Source organism: Pseudomonas sp. MYb327, from assembly GCF_040438925.1.
GTDB lineage: Bacteria > Pseudomonadota > Gammaproteobacteria > Pseudomonadales > Pseudomonadaceae > Aquipseudomonas.
Genome location: NZ_CP159258.1, coordinates 1,053,296 through 1,075,358 on the forward strand (window position 1 = coordinate 1,053,296; position 22,063 = coordinate 1,075,358).

General features: G+C 59.5%; 17 protein-coding genes and 1 pseudogene. 10 read left to right on the forward strand and 8 right to left on the reverse strand.

From position 1 onward, the window contains the following. Positions 1–37: 37 nt before the first annotated feature. From ABVN21_RS04715 to ABVN21_RS04735, 5 genes are all read left to right on the forward strand, one after another. Complete coding sequence (locus ABVN21_RS04715; RefSeq protein ID WP_339556048.1) at positions 38–1,372, forward strand: SidA/IucD/PvdA family monooxygenase; 1,335 nt, start codon at positions 38–40, stop codon at positions 1,370–1,372. 498 nt (positions 1,373–1,870) lie between these two features. Then, positions 1,871–4,573 carry a magnesium-translocating P-type ATPase gene (gene mgtA / locus ABVN21_RS04720; protein WP_339556047.1) on the forward strand — a complete coding sequence of 901 codons (2,703 nt, stop codon included), beginning with the start codon at positions 1,871–1,873 and terminating at the stop codon, positions 4,571–4,573. A gap of 120 nt (positions 4,574–4,693) precedes the next feature. Then, positions 4,694–5,107: a response regulator gene (locus ABVN21_RS04725; protein WP_339556046.1), complete on the forward strand. Its 414-nt coding sequence runs from the start codon at positions 4,694–4,696 to the stop codon at positions 5,105–5,107. Between the two features lie 96 nt (positions 5,108–5,203). Continuing rightward, positions 5,204–5,830 (forward strand): response regulator transcription factor, encoded by a 627-nt coding sequence (locus tag ABVN21_RS04730; RefSeq protein ID WP_339556045.1) that lies wholly within the window; start codon positions 5,204–5,206, stop codon positions 5,828–5,830. Then, a complete protein-coding gene (locus ABVN21_RS04735; protein WP_339556044.1) occupies positions 5,831–9,070 on the forward strand; it encodes a transporter substrate-binding domain-containing protein in 3,240 nt (1,079 codons plus the stop codon). Between the two features lie 71 nt (positions 9,071–9,141). On the opposite strand, the gene dkgB is transcribed toward ABVN21_RS04735, so the two are convergent. The 3 genes from dkgB to ABVN21_RS04750 form a co-directional block, all read right to left on the reverse strand. Continuing rightward, positions 9,142–9,945: a 2,5-didehydrogluconate reductase DkgB gene (gene dkgB / locus ABVN21_RS04740; protein WP_339556043.1), complete on the reverse strand. Its 804-nt coding sequence runs from the start codon at positions 9,943–9,945 to the stop codon at positions 9,142–9,144. A gap of 187 nt (positions 9,946–10,132) precedes the next feature. Next, positions 10,133–10,672 (reverse strand): PaaI family thioesterase, encoded by a 540-nt coding sequence (locus tag ABVN21_RS04745; RefSeq protein ID WP_339556042.1) that lies wholly within the window; start codon positions 10,670–10,672, stop codon positions 10,133–10,135. A 99-nt stretch (positions 10,673–10,771) separates the two neighbouring features. Then, on the reverse strand, positions 10,772–11,680 hold the full coding sequence (locus tag ABVN21_RS04750; RefSeq protein WP_339556067.1) for a LysR substrate-binding domain-containing protein: 909 nt from the start codon (positions 11,678–11,680) through the stop codon (positions 10,772–10,774). Positions 11,681–11,784: 104 nt separating this feature from the next. Here ABVN21_RS04750 and ABVN21_RS04755 point away from each other — a divergent pair, with 104 nt between their 5' ends. The 3 genes from ABVN21_RS04755 (at position 11,785) to ABVN21_RS04765 (ending at position 15,004) form a co-directional block, all read left to right on the forward strand. Further along, complete coding sequence (locus ABVN21_RS04755) at positions 11,785–12,651, forward strand: pirin family protein (RefSeq protein ID WP_339556041.1); 867 nt, start codon at positions 11,785–11,787, stop codon at positions 12,649–12,651. An 82-nt stretch (positions 12,652–12,733) separates the two neighbouring features. Next, positions 12,734–13,360, forward strand: coding sequence for an isochorismate family cysteine hydrolase YcaC (ycaC, locus tag ABVN21_RS04760; RefSeq protein WP_339556040.1), 627 nt, complete (start codon positions 12,734–12,736; stop codon positions 13,358–13,360). A 201-nt stretch (positions 13,361–13,561) separates the two neighbouring features. Then, complete coding sequence (locus ABVN21_RS04765; protein ID WP_339556039.1) at positions 13,562–15,004, forward strand: mechanosensitive ion channel family protein; 1,443 nt, start codon at positions 13,562–13,564, stop codon at positions 15,002–15,004. Between the two features lie 113 nt (positions 15,005–15,117). Here the strand turns inward: ABVN21_RS04765 and ABVN21_RS04770 are convergent. Continuing rightward, positions 15,118–15,219: pseudogene (locus ABVN21_RS04770) on the reverse strand (iron dicitrate transport regulator FecR); the annotation flags it as partial. A 90-nt stretch (positions 15,220–15,309) separates the two neighbouring features. On the opposite strand from ABVN21_RS04770, the gene ABVN21_RS04775 reads away from it, so the two are divergent. Then, on the forward strand, positions 15,310–15,750 hold the full coding sequence (locus tag ABVN21_RS04775) for a carboxymuconolactone decarboxylase family protein (RefSeq protein WP_339556038.1): 441 nt from the start codon (positions 15,310–15,312) through the stop codon (positions 15,748–15,750). 22 nt (positions 15,751–15,772) lie between these two features. On the opposite strand, the gene ABVN21_RS04780 is transcribed toward ABVN21_RS04775, so the two are convergent. The 4 genes from ABVN21_RS04780 to ABVN21_RS04795 form a co-directional block, all read right to left on the reverse strand. Beyond that, positions 15,773–17,365: a DHA2 family efflux MFS transporter permease subunit gene (locus ABVN21_RS04780; protein WP_339556037.1), complete on the reverse strand. Its 1,593-nt coding sequence runs from the start codon at positions 17,363–17,365 to the stop codon at positions 15,773–15,775. Next, positions 17,362–18,483, reverse strand: coding sequence for an HlyD family secretion protein (locus ABVN21_RS04785; protein WP_339556036.1), 1,122 nt, complete (start codon positions 18,481–18,483; stop codon positions 17,362–17,364). Before ABVN21_RS04785 ends, ABVN21_RS04780 begins: the two co-directional genes overlap by 4 nt. Before the next feature lie 294 nt (positions 18,484–18,777). Continuing rightward, entirely contained in the window at positions 18,778–19,959 is a 1,182-nt protein-coding gene (locus ABVN21_RS04790) for an acetyl-CoA C-acyltransferase family protein (RefSeq protein ID WP_223506362.1), read from the reverse strand. Beyond that, positions 19,956–20,738 carry an enoyl-CoA hydratase gene (locus tag ABVN21_RS04795; protein ID WP_339556035.1) on the reverse strand — a complete coding sequence of 261 codons (783 nt, stop codon included), beginning with the start codon at positions 20,736–20,738 and terminating at the stop codon, positions 19,956–19,958. Before ABVN21_RS04795 ends, ABVN21_RS04790 begins: the two co-directional genes overlap by 4 nt. A 217-nt stretch (positions 20,739–20,955) precedes the next feature. Here ABVN21_RS04795 and ABVN21_RS04800 point away from each other — a divergent pair, with 217 nt between their 5' ends. Further along, a complete protein-coding gene (locus tag ABVN21_RS04800) occupies positions 20,956–22,062 on the forward strand; it encodes a polyamine ABC transporter substrate-binding protein (RefSeq protein WP_339556034.1) in 1,107 nt (368 codons plus the stop codon). Position 22,063: the final 1 nt, after the last annotated feature.

Genomic DNA, 22,063 nt, shown 5'->3' on the forward strand with positions numbered 1-22,063 from the left:
CCCCGCCGCTCGGGGGTTTCTCCAGAGGACACTGGAAATGACACAGGCAATTGCATCGCCCATCGTTCACGACCTGATCGGCGTCGGTTTCGGCCCTTCGAACCTGGCGCTGGCCATCGCTCTGCAAGAGCGCGGGCCGAGCCAGGGCGAACTGGATGTGCTGTTTCTCGACAAGCAGGCCAACTACAGCTGGCATGGCAACACCCTGTCGACCCAGAGCGAGTTGCAGATTTCCTTCCTCAAGGACCTGGTGACCCTGCGCAACCCCACCAGCCCTTACTCGTTCGTCAATTACCTCAAGGCCCACGGTCGCCTGGTGGACTTCATCAACCTCGGCACCTTCTATCCGTGCCGCATGGAGTACAACGACTACCTGCGCTGGGTTGCTGCGCAGTTCGATAGGCAGAGCCGTTACGGCGAAGAAGTGCTGACCATCGAACCGGTGCTGCACAACCAGCAAGTCGAAGCGCTGCGGGTGATTTCTCGCGACGCCACCGGGCATCAACAGGTGCGCACCACCCGTTCGGTGGTAGTCAGCGCCGGCGGCACCCCGCGCATTCCCGAGGCGTTCAAGGCGCTGAAGGATGACAGTCGCGTGTTTCATCACTCGCAGTACCTGGCGCAAATGGCCAGGCAACCGTGCGTGAACAACCAGCCGATGAGCATCGCGATCATCGGCGGCGGTCAGAGTGCGGCGGAAGCCTTCATCGATTTGAACGACAGCTTCCCGTCGGTGCAGGTGGACATGATCCTGCGCGGTTCGGCCTTGAAACCGGCGGACGACAGCCCGTTCGTCAACGAAGTGTTCTCGCCGGAATTCACCGACCTGGTGTTCCAGCAGGCCAGCAGTGAGCGTGAACGTCTGGTCAACGAGTACCACAACACCAACTATTCGGTGGTGGACATCGACCTGATCGAGCGCATCTACGGCATCTTCTACCGGCAGAAAGTCTCGGGCATTGCCCGCCATGCGTTTCGTACCCTGACCACGATCGAAAAGGCCACCGCCACTGAGCGCGGCATTGAACTGGTGGTGCGTAACGGCGCCAACGGCGAAGTCACGGTGCGTCATTACGACGCCGTGGTACTGGCCACCGGTTATGAGCGCCAGATGCACCGCAAACTACTGGCGCCGCTGGAGCAGTACCTGGGTGACTTCGAGGTCGACCGCCATTACAAACTGATCACCGACGAGCGCTGCAAGGCCGGCATTTATATGCAGGGCTTCTGCCAGGCCAGTCATGGTTTGAGCGATACGCTGCTGTCGATCCTGCCGATTCGTGCCGACGAAATTGCCGGGTCACTGTATGACCATGGCAAGCATCGTGGGCACCGTTCGGTAGTGGATTTGTTGTTGGCTACCGCGAGTTAATATCTTCAGCGACTGGCAGGCCCTCATCGCGAGCAAGCTCCCACATTTGATCTGTGTCCGCAGATCAAACTGTGTGCGAGCTTGCTCGCGATGAGGCCATTGAATGCAGCGCAAATATCCAATCCTGAACCCTCCCTGAAGAACCCCGCGATTCCCCCTGCAATCTCCTGCAACAGGTTTACTCTCCAAATACCGGGGCGTAAGCTTCGCGCGTTTTCAATCAATAGCGGAGACCCACAGTGGGTACTTGTTCGAGTGACAGTAGTCGGCCGGTTTCGATAACCGGCATATCCTCGGCCAGATAACGCGCAGCCTTTTTGTGCCGTTGTCTCGCCGTAACAAGCGAGCAGCGGCATCCCGATAACGGCCGGTTCCGGTCCGTGTCCCGACGTCCTCTCATCGACGCTGAACCGTGCGTGATGTTCGACCCTGTGTCGTCATCGCGGCGCACCGACACGCCTGCTCGAAGGTTTCCCGGCTGACCCTGGGGGAACTGCCATGAACCTGACCCTGCTCAAGGAATTCTTCGCCGGATTCTTGCGTACCCGCCACATCGTCCGACACTTCCGTCGCCTTGCATTGCTGGAAAACTTCACCGACACCACAGTCAGCCGCGAAGTGCCGCCAACCCTGGCGCAAACCCTGGTCACCGCCGCCAGCAGTGACACCGGCCATCTGCTGAGCACACTCGGCAGCCACACCGACGGCCTGAGCGAACTTGAAGCCCAGACCCTGCGCGAGCAATTGGGTCTCAACGAAGTCGAGCACGAACAGCCGCTGCCGTGGTGGACCCATCTCTGGCACTGCTACAAAAACCCGTTCAACCTGCTGCTGACCTTGCTGACAGTCATCTCCTGGCTGACCGAAGACATGAAAGCTGCCATCGTGATTTTTTCCATGGTGGTGCTTTCGACTCTGCTGCGCTTCTGGCAGGAAACCAAATCCAACCAGGCTGCCGATGCGCTCAAGGCGATGGTCAGCAACACGGCCACAGTCCTGCGTCGGAATGCATCGCGCATCGAACTGCCCATCAAATTGCTGGTGCCGGGTGATCTGGTCGTGTTGTCAGCCGGCGACATGATTCCCGCCGATTGCCGGGTACTCAGCGCCAAGGACTTGTTCGTCAGCCAGGCCGCGATGACGGGCGAATCGATGCCGGTGGAGAAATTCCCCCGCCAGCACGACAGCGACACCCGTAACCCGCTGGAGCTGGACAACATTCTGTTCATGGGCACCAACGTGGTGTCCGGCACCGCCATGGCGCTAATCCTCACCACGGGCAACGGCACTTACTTCGGCGCACTGGCTCAGCGGGTAGGCGCTACCGACCGTGTACCGACGTCGTTCCAGAACGGGGTTAATAAAGTCAGCTGGTTGCTGATCCGCTTCATGTTCGTGATGGCGCCGCTGGTGCTGTTCATCAATGGTTTCACCAAGGGCGACTGGACTGAAGCGCTGTTGTTCGCGCTGTCGATTGCCGTGGGCCTGACCCCGGAAATGCTGCCCATGATCGTCACCTCGACCCTGGCCAAGGGTGCCGTGTTCCTGTCGCGCAAAAAAGTCATCGTCAAACGCCTCGACGCCATCCAGAACTTCGGTGCCATGGACGTGCTGTGCACTGACAAGACCGGCACCCTGACTCAAGACAAAATCTTCCTGGCGCGCAACGTCGATGTCTGGGGCAATGACTCCGATGACGTGCTGGAAATGGCCTACCTCAACAGTTACTACCAGACCGGCCTGAAAAACCTGCTGGATGTGGCGGTGCTTGAGCACGTGGAAATCCACCGTGACCTGAAAGTCGGCACGGCGTTTCGCAAGGTTGACGAAATTCCGTTCGACTTCACCCGGCGGCGCATGTCAGTGGTGGTTGCCGAGCGTGATCACTCCCACCTGTTGATCTGCAAAGGCGCGGTGGAGGAGGTGCTGGCGGTCTGCACGCGGGTGCGTCACGGCGTTATGGATGAAGCGCTGACCGATGAGCTGCTGGCGCGAATCCGTCAGGTGACCACCACTTTCAATGCAGAAGGCCTTCGTGTCGTTGCCGTAGCTGCACGGCCGATGATTGAAGGGCGCGATACCTACAGCCTGGCGGACGAACAGGAACTGACACTGATCGGCTACGTGGCTTTCCTCGACCCGCCAAAGGAAAGCACCGCACCGGCCCTCAAGGCACTGGCTGCGCACGGCGTGGCGGTGAAAGTGCTCACCGGCGACAATGAACTGGTGACGGCAAAGATCTGTCGCGAAGTCGGTCTGGAGCAACAAGGCCTGCTGATGGGTAACGACGTAGAGCGCATGACTGATGCCGAACTGGCGGTGGCGGTCGAGACCACTAACGTCTTCGCCAAGCTCACGCCCTCGCACAAAGAACGCATCGTCCGCCTGCTCAAGGGCAACGGTCATGTGGTCGGTTTTATGGGCGACGGCATCAACGACGCGCCGGCCCTGCGTACCGCCGACATCGGCATTTCGGTGGACAGCGCCGTGGACATTGCCAAGGAAGCGGCGGACATCATCCTGCTGGAGAAGAGCTTGATGGTGCTGGAGGAGGGCGTGCTGGAAGGGCGCAGGACCTTCGCCAGCATGCTCAAGTACATCAAGATGACCGCCAGTTCGAACTTCGGCAACGTGTTCTCGGTGCTGGTGGCGAGTGCGTTCATTCCGTTCCTGCCAATGCTGCCGATGCATCTGTTGGTGCAGAACCTGCTTTATGACATTTCGCAGATCGCCATTCCGTTCGATAACGTCGATGACGAGATGCTCAAGCAACCGCAACGCTGGCAGCCGGCGGATGTCGGGCGTTTCATGCTGTTTTTCGGACCGATCAGCTCGATCTTCGACATCACCACGTTTGCCTTGATGTGGTACGTGTTCGACGCCAATACACCGGACCATCAAACCCTGTTCCAGTCCGGCTGGTTCGTGGTCGGGCTGCTGACCCAGACCCTGATCGTGCACATGATTCGTACGCCGAAGATCCCTTTCCTGCAAAGCCGCGCAGCAATGCCGCTGATGGTGATGACCGCAATCATCATGGCCGTGGGCATCTTTCTACCGATGGGACCACTGGCGCATTATTTCAAATTGCAGGCATTGCCATCGCTGTACTTCGTGTTCCTGCCACTGATTCTGCTGGCGTATATGGGCCTGACTCAGGCGGTGAAGGGGTTTTACATCCGGCGGTTCGGGTGGCAGTAACGCTGCCAAAGAGAACGTGTAGCCAACGAGCCTCGGGATTTAGGAAAAGTCCTACAGAAAGGTCCATGGGTCTTCCGTAGCCTTGCGCCCTCATTAATCTGACTCGCTTCGGGGGCCACGTTGTCGAACAAGTCCTTACGTATCCTGATTGCTGACGAACAACACTTTAACCGTCTCAGAATCGAGCGCTGCTTCAACCAGCTCGGTTACTTTCGGGTGGCGCCGGTGCTCTGCGTCGAAGAGCTGCTGACGTTGGTGGAGTTTGCGAGCGAGCCGTTCGATCTGCTGGTCATCAATGCGGCGATGGGGGAAGGGAAGCTGGATCTGCTCGATTACTGCCTCGATAACCGGCAGCTGGACCGGGTCTTGATCTACGACGGCCGGGCGGCGCGGCTACCGAGTCTGCCGGCCGGCAAGCAGCAAAAAATCCAGATTAGCCACGCATTGCTGCCTGATCTGTCGGCGCTTCAGCGCTTGATGGGAAGCGTGGATCCATGTCTACCGTTCGTCGGCACTGTCATTTCTGTCAGGTAGATTCCCCCGGTATTCCATGCAAAAGTCCATGCGCAGCCGCTGCGTCTAATCCGGGCTTTTTCGCCCAATCGTCGTGTTTTTGCCCAGGGAGTTGCCATGAAGTCAGTGCTGATTGTGGACGATCACCCGGTGATTCGCGGCGCCGTCAAAATCGTTCTCAAGCAGGAAGGGTACAAGCGCATTTACGAAGCCGACAGCGGTAACGAAGTCTTGCCGATGATTCGCGAGCACAAGCCTGATCTGGTGGTGCTGGACCTGAATATCCCGTCTCTCGATGGCCTGGATGTGCTGGCGCGGATCAAGGCCGGCGAAGTGCCCTGTCGCGTGGTGATCTTTACTTCCCAGGAGCCCATGTTCTACCAGGAACGCTGCATGCGTGCCGGTGCCTCTGCCTATGTGGCCAAGACCAACGATTTGCACCATTTGCACAAAGCCGTGCATGCGGTGATGTCGGGTTACACCTATTTCACTCGACTGCCCTCGAGTTCGGTGTCACTGAACGCAATGCAACGCAGCGAAAAAGAGTTGATCGACAAGCTCTCGGATCGCGAGCTGACGATCTTCCAGCACTTGGCCAGGGGCATCAGTAACAAGGCAATCGCCGAAATCATGCATCTGAGTCACAAGACCGTCAGCACCTACAAGACGCGGTTGACGGAAAAGCTCAACGTAGAGTCGTCGGTGCATTTGCGCGATCTTGCCCGACGCAATCATTTGATCTGAATGAACGCCTTTCGACGCCTGTTCGGCCTGATGAACCTTCTATTGCCGGTGCTTTGCCTATGGGCATCGAGTGCCGGTGCGCAGCTACAACCCCTGACGTTGCTGGGACGCTCCAGCGTCGAAGGCTTTAGCGCCGAACTGTCGAACGCTGATGCCCGCTGGCTGCAGCAAAAGGGTCGACTGGTGCTGGCCGTGTCCACGCCGGACTATCCGCCCTTCGAGTTCAACGTGGCGGGCAAGCTGTTCGAGGGCGTGACGGCAGATTACGCCGGACTGATCCAACAACTATTGAAGGTCGAGATCCAGGTTCAACGTTATCCGTCGCGAGCTGACGCGGTGCGGGCGATCAAGCAAGGCGAGGCGGACTTGCTGGGTACGGCTAATCGATTCGAGGCCGAAGATCCGCAGTTGCGGATGTCCCGCGCCTATGCGGTGGATCAGCCCGTCTTGGTAACCCGCAGCGATTCACCTTCAGTGTCGGACCCGACATTGGCCGGCAAGCGGCTGGCGATGCTGTATCACTACTTGCCTGAACAAAGCGTGCAGCGGTTTTATCCACAAGCGGATGTCCGGCTGTTCCCCTCGACACTGGCGGCGGTGGGGGCCGTGGCGTTCGGTCAGGCGGATTTCTATCTGGGCGACGCGATCAGCGCCCATTATTTGATCAATAAAAACTACCTCAACAACGTTCAACTGGCGGATTTCTCGCGGATGGAATCCGGGCGTTTCGCCTTTGCGATGGCCCGGGATAACGTTCAGCTGTTGCGCATCGTCAACCAGGCGCTGGAAGCCGTCACACCCAGTGAACAGATGACTATCCTGCGGCGTTGGGGCGCTTACGGGTTGTCCATGCCGGGCACCCAAACACTGCAATTGAGCGTGGCGGAACAACGCTGGCTGAACGCGCATCCGCGTGTGCGGGTGGCGATCAACGAAAATGTCCCACCGATCTCGTTCATTGACAGTGAAGGCAAACTACGCGGGATCAGTGTGCAAGTGCTGGCGAAAATCAGCCAGCGTACCGGCCTGCAATTCGATATCCAGGCGATGCAGTCGGTGGCCGCGATGCTGACGGGCATCAAAAACGGCCAGGTCGATGTGCTGGCCGGGATCGGTCTCAGTTCACAGCGTGAAGAAGCATTGCTGTTTACCCGGGCGTTTCTGAGCAGTCCCTCGGTGCTGGTAACCCGCTTGGCGCCGGACAGTCCAAGAACCCTGGATGAGATGGCCGGGAAAACCCTGGCGCTGACCCAGGGCAACATCGTCAGCGAGTTCATTCGCCAACATTTTCCGCGGATACGCTGTGTGGATGCGCCACTGTCGGCAGACGCCATGGAAATGGTCGCCCAGGGCAAGGCCGATGGGGGCATCAATTCGTTGATCAGCGCGCGTTACCTGATTTCCCGGCAATACCGCGATCGCCTGCAAGTGACCAGTACCGTGGGCACCGACCCGGCCCGCAGCACCTTGGCGACCAGTCATGAAGCCATCGAGTTGCATTCGATTCTGGACAAGGCCCTGCTCAGTATTCCCCCCGAGGAAATCGACGAGCTGGTTCAACCCTGGCGCAATGATTTGCAGGTGGAGCAAAGCTACTGGCTGCGGCATCGGCAGGCGATTTTCCAGGCGTTCGCCGCCGCTGGCGTTTTGCTCTTGATCGCCTTGGGCGGGATTGTCTGGCAGCGTCGGCAGATCCGCCAGCGTCAGCAATTGTTGGGGCAATTGCAGGACGCCAAGGACGCAGCCGACGATGCCAACCGCGCCAAGACCACTTTTCTGGCGACCATGAGCCACGAAATCCGCACCCCGATGAATGCCCTGATTGGCATGCTGGAGCTGGCGCTGAAGCGGGCGGATGAAGGCGTCACCGACCGTGCTGCCATCGAAGTGGCGTCGAATGCCGGCCAACAATTGCTGGGGTTGATCGGCGATATTCTCGACATTGCCCGCATCGAGTCGGGGCATCTGTCGTTGATGCCGGAACGGGCCAATTTGCAGACGCTGGTGCTGTCGGTGTGCCGGGTTTTTGAAGGACTGGCACGGGAAAAAAACCTGCTGTGGCGAGTTGAATTCGACGCGCACAGCGACTGCGACGTGATGATTGATCCCACGCGCTTCAAGCAGGTGTTGTCCAATCTGTTGAGCAATGCCATCAAGTTCACCCGTGAAGGTGAGGTGAGTCTGCGGCTGCGAGTGGTCCCGGCGTCATCGGCGCGTATGGCGGTGAGTGTGCACGTTGAAGACAGCGGCATTGGAATCAGTGAACACGACCAGCAGCGCTTGTTCAGCCCGTTCGTGCAGGCCGGGAACAGTCAGCAATCCGCTCGCCAGGGTTCCGGGCTGGGACTGGTGATCAGCCGTACCTTGTGCGAAATGATGGGTGGTCGATTACAGCTCGACAGCGTTCTCGGGCGTGGCACGCGGGTAGAAGTCAGCCTTGAACTGGTCGTGTTGCAGGCGCTACCGGTCAATGCGCAAAGGCAAGGCGATGCACTGGTGCAGGCCAAGCCACTGACGGTCCTGGTGGTCGACGACTATCCGTCCAATCGCCTGCTGCTATCGCGACAGCTGCGCTATCTGGGGCACCAGGTTCTGGAGGCGGAAGATGGCCAGCAAGGTATTGAGCAGTGGCGTGAGCACGCATTCCATCTGGTTATCACCGACTGCAATATGCCGCTTGTCAGTGGATATGAGTTGGCGGGTGCGATACGCGATGAAGAGCGGTTCAGCGGTCTGCCACCCACCTTGATTCTGGGGTTCACCGCTAATGCGCAACCCGAGGACAGGATTCGCTGTATCGAGGCGGGCATGGACGATTGCCTGTTTAAACCGATTCGATTGGTGGACTTGAGCGACTGGCTGGCCAGCCGGTTTCCCAGCGATTCGGCCGTGATAGACGATGACGCGCCCAACGCCGAGATTGATTTGACCGGATTGGAGCGCTACGTGGGTGCGGACCATGAGTTGATCAGCCAATTGCTGCAAGACCTGGCCGCGACCAACCGCGATGATCGCGAGCATCTGCTGCAAGTGCACGCCAGCGGCAATCACGATGGTTTGCAGGTGTTGGCGCACCGTATCAAGGGCGGGGCGCTGATGGTCCGGGCGCTGGGTCTGGTCGAGTGTTGCGACCAGTTGGAGCGTGCGTGCAGCGCGGGCGAAACCTCATTGATCGACGCGGCCGTCGATCAGTTGCAGCACGCCATGCAGCGCCTGGACCAGAGCCTGGGGCAGGCTTGATACGCAAACCCGTGGCGAGGGAGCTTGCTCCCTTGCCACAGATACAGCCGCCTTTTTCGCAGGCCTGAGGCTTAATCCCAGTTCGGCGCGATGCCTTTCGGGCTGGTCAAGCGCTGACCGCGATCAAGGCTTGCGATCAACGCCATGTCGGCGTCGCTCAGGGTCAGCTCGCAGGCTTTCAGGTTGCTGGCGAGATTGGCGCGTTTGGTGGACGAAGGGATCACCGCGTAACCCAATTGCATCGCCCAGGCCAGGGTGACTTGAGCCGGTGTTGCTTGCAGGCGATCGGCAATTTGGCGGATGAGCGGGTCCTTCAACACTTCGCCATAGGCCAGGGTCATGTACGACGTGATCTGGATGCCGTGGCTGTGGGCGAACTCGACCACTTTGCGGTTTTGCAGATACGGGTGCAGTTCGATCTGGTTGGTAGCGATGTGCTCGGCACCGACGGCGGCGATGGCTTGTTTCATCAGGTCGACGGTGAAGTTCGACACGCCGATTTGCCGGGTCAGGCCCAGGCGTTTGGCTTCGAGCAGGGCACCCATGAATTCTTCCACCGGGACCTGGTCTTCGGGGGACGGCCAGTGGATGAGGGTCAGGTCCAGGTAGTCGGTCTGCAGTTTTTGCAGGCTCTGCTTGAGGCTGTCGATCAGTCGATCCCCGGCGAAGTTGGCGACCCAAATCTTGCTGGTGATGAAAAGTTCTTCACGGGCAATACCGCTGGCGGCAATGGCTTCGCCGACTTCGGCTTCATTCTCGTAGATTTGTGCGGTGTCGAAGGCCCGGTAACCCAGTTCCAGGCCGTTGCTGACTGAATCAATGACCACCTGGCCTTGCAAGCGAAAGGTGCCCAGGCCGAATGCGGGAATAGACATGAATGACTCCAGAGGTTGCAGTGGGGAATGGACGTGAGTATCCGCGCCTGCATCCGTGAGAAAAACCGCTGGAGCGGCAAAGCAATGTTGACTGGAAATCAAATATCAAAAGATCGCAGCCTTCGGCAGTTCCTAAATGGGATTGCCTGTAACAGCTAGCGAAGGCTGCGATCTTTTGATTTCCTCTTTACCCCCGAGCCTCAAGAATCATGCAAGTCGTCGATCCCGTCGCATACAAACGCCCATCTACATCATAAATCCGCCCCTCGGCCAACGCCGTCGAACGCCCCAGATGCACGATCTTGCCCTCGGCCCGCACCGGTCCGCTGGCGTTGTTCAAGGCCCGCACATAGCTGATGCGCAGGTCCAGCGTCGTATAACCCTGGCCTTTTTTCAGTTGGGTATGGATCGCGCAGCCCATGCACGAATCCAGCAAGGTCGCGGCATAACCGCCATGCACGGTGCCTAGCGGGTTGTAATGTCTGGAATCCGGCGTGCCCTGGAAGACGAACAGCCCGGCCGACCATTCGATGGGGATGAAATCCATCAGTGTGCCAATGGGCGGCGAGGGCAGTTCACCGTTGCCGATGCCGTCGAAAAACTCGGTGGGGGACAGCGCGCTGACCTCGGCCAGAGACAAACTGCCAGGCCCGGCAAGGCGTGCTCGCATGGCCTGTTCCTGAGCGATCCATTGAGCGAGTGTGGCGTCGCGGTTTGGGCTTTGCATGATCATGACCTCGGACGATTTGGATATTATGGCTGTAATCCAGGTCGATATTATGTCTGAAATAAAATCCCTGCCAGCCCCATTCGGCTTGCCGGGCCCTTAGGCAATATCGGCATGACTAAACTCCTCGCCTAAAAAGTCGATCAGCGCGCGCACCGACGGCAGCAACCCCCGGCGCGAGGGGAAGATCGCATGGACGATTCCGCATTTCGGCGCCCAGCCTGGCACCAGTTCCACCAAATGTCCGGCCGCAATGTCATCGCGCACGACCACGGCAGGCAGGTGGGCGATGCCGACCCCGGCTACTACTGCGTGGCGGAGCGCCAACAGGTCATCGGTGACCATTCTCGGTGAGTGCCGAATCATCGCACTGGCGCCGTCGGCGCCGAGCAACTCCCATTGATATTCACGCTGTGCGCCGCCCCAGTGCAGGCTGGGCAAGCCGCTCAGGTCGGCGGGCGAGGGCGGTGAGGACAGGCGTTCGGCGAATGCCGGACTGCCGACAATGCACTGGGTGCTATTGCCCAGCACCTTCATCACCATGTCGGTGTTTTCCAATGGCGGAAAACGTACCCGCAACGCAATGTCGAAACCCTCGTGGATCAAATCGACCCGGCGGTTGGTGCTCTCGATGAACAACTCCACCAGCGGGTACTTGAGCATGTAGCGGGTGAGCATCGGCCCGACCCAGGAATTCAGCAACGCCGTTGGGCAACTGATGCGCACCAGTCCCTGGGGTTCCGAGCGGTTGCGTTCGATCAGTTCGGCGGCGCTTTCCGCTTCGACCCGCATGGCCAGGCAACGCTGGTAGTAGGCCTGGCCGATTTCTGTCAGCGAACAATGGCGGCTGGTGCGATTGAGCAACCGCACGCCCAGGCGCTCTTCGAGTTCGGCAATGCGTCGGCTGAGCTTGGACTTGGGCATGTCGAGCGCCCGCCCGGCCGCGGCAAAGCCGTGATGTTCCACCACTTGGGTGAAGTAGTAGAGGGTGTTGAGGTCTTCCACTATCGTTCTCCAAATAGAACGCTAAGGCTGATTTTTGCAGTCTAGCGCAGCAAAGGCCTCGGTTTTAAGCTTTGTCCATGGCTTCAACCACCTGATTCGGAGGCACCATGAAAAACATCATCGGTATCTACACCAGCCCACGGTCCCATTGGGTCGGCGACGGTTTCCCGGTTCGTACACTGTTTTCCTACGACAACCTGGGCAAACACATCAGCCCGTTCCTGCTGCTGGATCACGCCGGTCCTGCTGAATTCACCCCGACCACCGAGCGTCGTGGCGTTGGTCAGCATCCGCACCGTGGCTTCGAAACCGTGACTATCGTTTACAAGGGCGAACTGGAACACCGTGACTCCACCGGCAGCGGTGGCAAGATCGGCCCCGGCGACGTGCAATGGATGACCGCCGCCTCTGGAATTCTCCATGAGGAGTTCCACTCCGAAGCCTTCGCCAAAAGCGGTGGCACCCTGGAAATGGTGCAGTTGTGGGTCAACCTGCCGGCCAAGGACAAAATGGCCGACGCCGGTTACCAGACGATTCTGGATGGCGACATCCCGAACATTGCCTTGAAGAACAACGCAGGCAGCCTGCGCTTGATTGCCGGTGAATTCGAAGGCCACAAAGGGCCGTCGCGCACCTTTACCCCGATCGACGTCTGGGACCTGCGCCTGAATGCTGGCAAGTTGCTCACGCTGGATCTGCATGAAGGACGCAACACCGCGCTGGTGGTTTTGCGCGGCTCGATTCAGGTCAACGGCCTGGAGTCAGTGCGCGAAGGCCAGTTGGCCCTGTTCGAGCGCAATGGCAATCAGTTGAGTCTGGAGGCCAGCAATGACGCGGTGGTGCTGTTGCTCAGCGGCGAGCCAATTGACGAGCCGATCGTTGGTCACGGTCCGTTCGTGATGAACACCGAGCAAGAAATTCACCAGGCATTCACCGATTTCCAGTCCGGTCGCTTTGGCCAGATGCACGGCTGACTGCTTGACTGCATGTTGATCAAAACCCAGGTTTTACCCACGCCGGCCCGTTCGGCATCGATACCCCGAGAGGACTACTGCAATGACTACTTCTTACAAGCGTCTCGACAAGGATAACGCCGCCGTTCTGTTGGTGGATCATCAGGCAGGTCTGTTGTCGCTGGTGCGCGATATCGAACCGGATCGTTTCAAGAACAACGTGCTGGCCCTGGCCGACCTGGCGAAGTACTTCAAATTGCCGACGATTCTGACCACCAGTTTCGAAACCGGCCCCAACGGCCCGCTGGTGCCCGAGCTCAAGGCGCTGTTCCCGGACGCACCGTACATTGCTCGCCCTGGCCAGATCAACGCGTGGGACAACGAAGATTTCGTCAAGGCGATCAAGGCCACCGGCAAGAAACAACTGATCATCGCTGGCGTAGTGACTGAAGTGTGCGTGGCGTTCCCGGCGCTGTCGGCCCTGGCCGAAGGTTTTGACGTGTTCGTGGTGACCGATGCTTCCGGCACGTTCAACGAACTGACCCGTCAGTCGGCCTGGGATCGCATGTCGGCCTCTGGCGCGCAACTGATGACCTGGTTTGGCCTGGCCTGTGAACTGCATCGCGACTGGCGCAACGACGTGGAAGGCCTGGCGACCTTGTTCTCCAACCACATCCCGGACTACCGCAACCTGATGACCAGCTACAACACCCTGACCAACAGCAAATAATACGGGCATCACCCAGACCCTGTGGGAGCGAGCCTGTTCGCGATAGCGGCCTGACAGTCACTGCAATGGTGCCTGTTGAGCCGTCATCTCGAGCGGGCTCGCTCCCACTTTGTTTTGTGTTGTTCTGGTGTCATCAATTGCTCCTACACTGTGGCGAATGTGTGCGATCTTTTGCTGATCGTCTCGTGCTGGAGTTGCTTGATGCTGTCGTTGCTCACTGAACATCCACTGATTTGCGCATTGGTTCTGCTCCTGACCGATCTGGTGTTATGGCGCTTGATTGGCACCCGTGGCCACAACGTGAAACTGCTCGTGCGGCTGGTGATTTTTTCGCTGTACAGCCTGGTGCTGTTCAACGAAGGCATGAACCCGCTGGAACCGGCGCCCTTTGTCGAGAACGTGCCGTTGCATCTGGCGGCCACGGGGTTACAGATCGGCTGGTGGCTGTTCGCTGCGCGCACCCTGACCGTGCTGATCGGCGCGGGATTGATGCAACGGGTGGGGCATACCGGGCGGTTGCTCCAGGATCTGCTGGGTGCGGTGATTTTCCTGGTAGCGGTCATCGCCGCCCTGGCCTACGTGCTCAATCTACCGGTCAGAGGTGTGCTGGCCACGTCCGGCGCGTTGGCGATCATCGTCGGCCTGGCGTTGCAAAGTACCCTCAGCGACGTGTTTTCCGGGATCGTCCTCAACACCACCAAACCCTATCAACTGGATGACTGGATCGCGATCGACGGCACAGAGGGCCGGGTCATCGACATCGACTGGCGCGCCACGCGGCTGCAAACCTCCCAGGGCAGCATGATCGTGATTCCCAACTCGCTGGCGGCCAAGGCCAAGATCACCAACTTCAGCCGGCCCAGCGATATGTTCGGCGTTGCTATCAGTCTGCAGATCAGCCCCCATGTCCGTCCCGGCACGGTGATCGAAGCCCTCGAGCGGGCGAAGCAGGGCTGCCGCATTCTGCTCAGCAAGCCTTCGCCAAAAGTCGCGCTGAAAAGCTCCACCGCCGCCGGCGTGGAATATGAAATCAGCGGCTTTGTCGCTTCGATGAGCGAAAAGCGCGAGGTGCGCAATCAACTCTATGATCTGGCGTACCGGCACTTGCGCGCATCCGGGGTCAATTTGCTGTCGAGCGTGGAGCCCGTTCCGACCACCGACCTCTCACGGCCACGGGCGTTGATCGACAGTTCGCCGATTTTCTCGACCTTGCGTGAGGAGGAGAAAGAAACCTTCAGCCAGAACATGACCCTGCAAAACTTTAATGCCGGGGAGACGATTCTGGCGGCCGAGGAAGTCAGCGATCATTTGTTCATCATTGAGTCCGGGGTGGTATCGGTGACGCTGAACCGCAACGGGACGCTCATGGAAACCGGGCGCATGGGGCCGGGGGAAGTGATCGGCGAAGCCGGCATCCTGACCGATAGCGCGCTGCCCGCGGAGTTCTCCGCGAAAACCGCGTGTGTGCTTTACCGCATCGAAAAAGGCTACCTCAGACCCTGCCTGGAGGCTCGTAACGACATCAACGATGCGATGAAAAACCTGCTGGATTTCCGCTTGCACAAGGTCAAGGCGCTGACTCAGGAAGTGCCGGCGGTGGTGCAGAAGAAGGGGTTTTTGAAATGGCTGCTCAATCGGGCGTAAGCCGTTGCCGTTTGTGGGGGATGGGGTCGCTGGCGTCGATCACACATCCCCTGTGGGAGCGAGCCTGCTCGCGATAGCAATACCAGCAACGCTAAAAATCCTGAAACAAGATTTCAAACCCTCGGCTCGACCGACAGCCAACTCCGCGTCAAACGGCTGATGTTCAGCAGCAAGGTGTCGCTGAGCAAACGCAAGCTGGCATCGATATCCCTCAGTGGCCTCCTCGACTTCTGGAATATTGGCTATTTGTCCAAGTGGCCTGGAGGACTAACGTATCCACACACCCACTTGCCCTGGAGCATTCCATGCAACCGCGTACCGATTTCTACACCGCCTCGCCTGACGCTCTCAAAGCGATGATCGCCCTGGAAACCGCGGTCTCCAAACTGCCGCTGGAAAAGAACCTGATCGAACTGGTGAAGCTGCGCGCTTCGCAAATCAACGGTTGCGCCTTCTGCATCGACATGCACACCGCTGATGCGATCAAGGGTGGCGAGACCCCGCGTCGATTGTTCGCCGTGACGGCCTGGCGTGAAGCGCCGTTCTTTACCGATCGCGAACGCGCCGCGCTGCTTTGGACCGAATCCCTGACCCAGCTCAGCCTGACCCATGCCCCGGACGAAGACTACGAAGTGGTCAGCGCTCAGTTCACGCCGAAGGAAATGGTCGACCTGACCGTGGCCATCAGCACCATCAACAGCTGGAACCGTCTGGCGGTAGGCTTCCGCAAAACGCCTCAGGCCTGATTTTCAGAAAGCTGCCGACGCCTCAATGAGCATCGGCACTCGGCGCGGCGGGTGGTTGCACCTTGCGCATCAAGGGCACCATCGCCGTGGCGATGATGAAGCAGACCATGATCATCAAAAACGCGTCGCCGTAGGTCTGTGTCTGCGCTTCGCGATAGGTCAACAGCCAAAGCTGATGCAGGCTGGCAGTCACCCCGACATCGCCGCTCTGGCCCAGGGCGGCGAAGTTGTTTCCAACCTGGGACAACCACTGGTTCAGCGCTTCGTTGGTGCTGTTGAGGTTTTCCGCCAACCTTGTGAAGTGCAGATTGGTGCGGTCATTGAGAATGGTCGCGCACGCCGCGATGCCAATGGCGCCGCCCAGGTTGCGCATCAGGTTGAACAATCCCGAAGCATGTTTGAGTCGTGCCGGCGCCAGCCCACCAAGGGTTAACGTCACTGCTGGCGGCACCGCCAGTTGCTGGGCGATGCCGCGCAAGGCTTGCGGCAACATCAATTCCTTGGCGCCCCAATCATGGGTAATCGGGCTGAAATCCCACATCGACAAGGCGAACAGCCCGAGGCCGGTCATCATGATCCAGCGCAAGTCGACGCGGTTGGCCAGAAAGGCATACAGCGGAATCGCCATGATCTGGAACACGCCGGTGGAGAAAACCGCCAGACCAATGTCCAGCGCGCCGTAGCCACGCACTCGACCTAGGAACAGTGGCGTCAGGTAGATAGTGGCAAACAGGCCAATCCCGGTGACGAAGGAAAAGAAACAGCCGAGGGCAAAGTTGCGGTCCTTCAGGGCGCGCAGATCGACAATCGGATTGGCCACGTGCAAGGTCCGGCCGATGAACGCCAGGCCGGCCAGGCCGCTGATCCACGCAGTCGTCAGAATCGTATGGTCGCTGAACCAGTTCCAGCGCGGGCCTTCTTCGAGGGTGTATTCCAGGCAACCAAGGAAAAGCGCCAGGAACACCATGCTCAGATAGTCAGCGCCCTTGAGCAGCGAGAGTTCCGGTTGGTCGATCTTCACCAGCATCGGCACCGCCACGGCAACGAAAATCCCCGGCACCAGGTTGATGTAGAACAGCCAATGCCAGGAGGAAATGTCAGTAATCCAGCCACCGATCACCGGGCCCAGGGTCGGCGCCAGCGAAGCCACCGCGCCGATGGTGGCGGCGGCGATCACCCGTTGCTTGCCGGTGAAGAAAACAAACGCGGTGGTGAACACCATCGGGATCATCGAGCCGCCGAGAAAACCCTGCAGGGCGCGGAAGGCGATCATGCTTTGAATGTTCCACGCCGCGCCGCAGAGCAGGCTGGTCAGGGTAAAACCGACCGCTGACGCGCAGAACAACCAACGTGTGGAAAACACCCGCGACAACCAGCCGGACAGCGGAATCACGATGATTTCAGCGATCAGGTAGCTGGTTTGCACCCAGGCTGTTTCGTCGGTGCCGGCGGAGAGACCACCGCCAATGTCACGCAACGACGCCGAGACGATCTGAATATCCAGCAGCGCAATGAACATGCCGATGCACATGCTGGCGAAGGCAAAAACCTTGGTCGCCGTTGCCATATTTGCGGCATTGAATGGTTGCGCCGGGGCGGCGAGGGCGCGGCTCATGGTGCGCTGACCACGGCTGTGGTTTCAGGCTCCTTGCGGGTATCAACCTCAGCGGTGACCGACAAGCCGGGGCGCAGATGACCGAGCACGCTGTCGGCCGGATCAAGGTGAATCCGCACCGGCACCCGCTGCACGATCTTGGTGAAGTTGCCGGTGGCGTTTTCTGGCGGCAACACGCTGAACTGCGAACCGCTGGCGGGTGCAAGGCTGTCCAGATGACCGTGGAACTCCTGCCCCGACAGCACGTCGGCATGTATCACTACCCGTTGCCCCGGCAGCATGCGCGCCAGCTGATCCTCCTTGAAATTGGCATCGACCCACAAGCCGCTGGACGGCACCACCGACAGCAGTTGCGAACCGGCCTGGGCATAAGCGCCAATCCGCGCCCGACGATTGCCGATCACGCCATCCACAGGGGCCCGAAGTTCGGTGTAGCCGACGTTCAACTGCGCCAGATCACGTTCGGCTTTCGCTTGAATTAACGCGGCGCGGGCTTGTTGTTTTTGAGTAGCGATCACATTCAACTGCCGTTGTGCAGCCAACAGCTCAGCCTGTGCGCGATTGCTTTGGGCTTGTGCGGTCTTGAAGGTGGCGTTGGCCCGTTGCGCGCTTTCCACCGAGACCGCGTTGGTTGTGACGAGTTTTTTGTAGCGCGCATCGTCATCGCGCGAGCGGGAGGTTTCGGCATCGGCAGCATCAATGCCGGCGCGGGCCTGGCCGATCACGGCCTGTTGCAGTTGTTCAGTGGCATCAAGGTTGGCGAGCAAGGCTTCTTCCGCTGCCACCGCGCCTTCAGCCTTGGCCAGGTTGGCGCGGTAGTCGCGGGCGTCGAGACGGATCAAGACATCGCCGGCCTTGACCTTCTGGTTATCGGTCACCAGCACTTCATCGATGTAACCCGCGACTTTCGACCCGATCACCGTCACGTCACCACCGATATAAGCATCGTCGGTTTCTTCGATGAACCGGCCGGCCGTCCACCAATGCGCGGCGTACACACCGGCCAGCACCAGCGCAGCGATGACTGTTGTCGCCAGTAACAGGCGTTTTAGCAGGGGAGGCTTCGGGGTGTTCACCGGCACAGCAAGGTCGGGTTCAACGGTGGGCATGCTGGTCATGGAGAATTACCTGTCGGAAGCGGCGATAAATTACGTACGTAATATGACGCATGTCATATTTTGTGGCAATTGGTATTTACTGCCGGTCGTCAGGTGCGCAGTGATCAAAGGGGCAGAACGAGATGCTGGTGAATAGCGACCTGTAGGAGCCGGCTTGCTGGCGATGGCGGCGTATCATTCAACGGCGCTGTTGCCTGATATTCCGTCATCGCCAGCAAGCCGGCTCCTACAGGGTGCACATGGTTACCAACCCTAACTAGCCGTCATTTCGACGTGTGTAAATACAGCAAACTCTCAAGCGCGTTCAAAAATCGCCGCAATCCCCTGACCACCACCAATGCACATGGTCACCAGCGCATAACGGCCGTTGATGCGGTGCAGTTCGTGGATGGCTTTGGTGGCGATGATGGCGCCGGTGGCGCCGACCGGGTGGCCGAGGGCGATGCCCGAGCCGTTCGGGTTGACTTTGGCCGGGTCGAGGTCGAGTTCCTGGCTGACGGCACAGGCTTGTGCGGCGAAGGCGATGTTGGCTTCGACCACGTCCATGTCGGCGACGGTCAGGCCGGCGCGTTTGAGCGCCAGGCGCGTGGCCGGGATTGGGCCCAGGCCCATCAGTTCCGGTTCGACGCCGGCGTGGGCGTAGCTGACCAGGCGGGCGAGTGGGCGCAGGTTGTTGACCTGTACTGCAGCGCCGGTGGCCATGACCAGTGCGGCGGCACCGTCGTTCAGACCGGAGGCGTTGCCGGCGGTGACCGAGCCGTCCTTCTTGAACGCTGGCTTCATTGCAGCCAACTGTTCCAGGGATGTGGCGCGTGGGTGTTCGTCGACGCTGAACAGCTTGGTGCCTTTGCGATCCTGGATTTCCACGGTCGCGATCTGTTCGTTGAAGTAGCCGTTGGCAATCGCATGGGCCGCGCGTTTCTGGTCTTCCAGCGCCAGGGCATCCTGCATTTCGCGGGTGATGCCGTTGCGCGCGGCGACGTTTTCGGCGGTGATGCCCATGTGAATGCCGTGGAACGGGTCGTGCAGGATGCCGAGCATGTAGTCGATGGCCTGAACGTTGCCCATGCGCGCGCCCCAACGGGCGGACGGCAGCAGGTACGGGCCGCGGCTCATGGATTCGGCACCGGCGCCGATGGCGATGTCGGCATCGCCCAACATCAAGGTCTGGGCGGCGTTGATGATGGCTTGCAGGCCGGAACCGCAGAGGCGGTTGACGTTATAGGCCGGGGTTTCTTTCGGGATGCCGGCGTTGATTGCCGCAACACGGGAGATGTAGGCATCGCGGGTGTCGGTCGGGATCACGTTACCCATCACCAGGTGACCGACGAGCGCCGGGTCCACGGCGGCGCGTTCCAGGGCGGCTTTCACTGCGGTGGTCGCGAGGTCGGCCGGTGGCACGTCCTTGAGCGAGCCGCCGAAGGTGCCGATGGCGGTACGGGCGGCGCTGACAACGTAGATTTCCGGGGTGTTCATGGCTGTTTTCCTTTCGGTGGATTCTTATCTGTACTGCGATTGAGCAGGGCGTTCAAGGCCGCTTTTGCTTCATCGCTGTTGAGGCGCTGGATGAACAGCTGGTTCTCTTCGCGCAGAGTGGCTTGCAGTTCGGCCATGCCAGCCTGTTTCATCAATTGACGCGACTGGCGCAGGGATTCTTGCGGCATTGCCAGCAGTCGCTGAGCGAGGCGGGTGGCCGCCGCCAGGCATTGCGCGCCGTCGTCGAACATTTCGTTGGCCAGGCCCCACGCCACCGCTTCGCTGCCATCGAAGCTGTCGCCCAGCAACAGCAGACGCGCGGCACGGGCCTGACCGAGCAGGCGCGGCAGCAACAGGCTGGCGCCGAATTCCGGGCACAGGCCCAGGTTGACGAACGGCATGCGCAGCTTGGCGTTGCGGGTGACCAGGACCTGATCGCAATGCAGCAGCAGCGTGGTGCCAATGCCGATGGCCGCCCCGCAAACCGCGGCGATCAGCGGTTTTTGCAGATGAGTCACGGCGCGCATCAAACGAAATGCCGGGTTGTCCAGATGCGTGGGCGGGTCCTGAAGGAAGTCCACCAAGTCGTTGCCGCTGGTGAAGCAGGTCGGGCCGCCGGTCACGATGATCACCCCGACCGAGTCGTCCTCGTCCGCCGCAAACAGCAGGTCGGCCAACCGCGTGTACATGCTGTTGGTCAACGCGTTGAGCTTGTCGGGACGATCGATCGTCAGCGTCAGCACGCCATCGCGATGGTCTTGTTTGATCAGGTCGGTCATTGCTGGCTCTTGCGGAGTCGGTTCGACGGCCACTTTAAGCGCCGGGCTTACCCCGGTGCTATGACAAAACGGGTCAACCGACCTGATGCTTTTTGCCATATCGCGTCGCGAAAACGACCACACACCCATTCGGGGTATGGTGCCGTCAGGCGAATCCACCAATAGTAGGTTCATCCGCTCATCCAGAGCCGAACTCGCTTGATAAGGTGCATTTGCTATGGGCAAGACACTGCTTAAGGTGATTTCCAGTCTGTTTGTTGTACCGCTGACTTTGAATGCCTACGCCGCCGAGGTGAACGACAGCAATACGCTGCGGTTGTACAACTGGACGGATTACATCGGCGAGAACACCCTGGCTGACTTTGAAAAAGCCACTGGCATTAAAGTCATTTATGACACTTTCGATGCCTATGAAACGGTGCAAGCCAAGTTGCTCACCGGCCACTCCGGTTATGACCTGGTCGTGCTCAACGCCTCCCTGGTACCGCCGCTGATCCAGGCCAAAGTGTTCCAGCCGCTGGATAAAAAATTGCTGCCGGGCTGGAGCAATCTCGATCCGAAAGTGCTGCACGACTTGCAAGGGTTCGATCCAGGCACTGCCTACTCGGCGCCATACACCTGGGGCAGCAACGGCGTGACTTACAACGTCGACAAGATCAAGGAACGCATGCCGGATGCGCCTATCGGTTCGCTGGCAATGATCTTCGATCCGAAGATCGTCTCGCGCTTTGCCGACTGCGGCGTGACGCTGCTCGATGCCCCAACCGAAGTTATTCCGATGGCCCTGACGTATCTGGGGCGTGACCCGAGAAGCGCCGCGCCGGAGGATCTGAAAGCGGCCCAGGATTTACTGCTGTCCGTACGGCCTTACATCCGCAAATTCGATTCGGTCAATTACCTCACCAGCCTGCCCAATGGCGATGTGTGCATGGCGATGACCTGGTCCGGCGACTACGCGACGGCCATGGCCCGAGCCGAAGAAGCCAAGAAGCAGATCAACCTGGCGTACTTCATTCCCAAGGAAGGCTCGCTGATCTGGTTCGACAACATGTACATCCCGACTGATGCGCCCCACGTCGCCAATGCCCACAAGTTTCTGGAATACCTGATGCAGCCGCAGGTGATGGCGGATGTGAGCGATTACATCAATTACGCCAACAGTAATGCGGCGGCTACGCCCTTGTTGAATGCCAGTGTGCGCGACAACCCGGCGATCTACCCCGATGCGCAAACCCGCGAGCGGCTGTTCCCGCAGAAAACCCAAAACGCCAAAGACATGCGCGCCATGACACGCGTCTGGAGCACCGTGAAAAGCGGAATTTGAT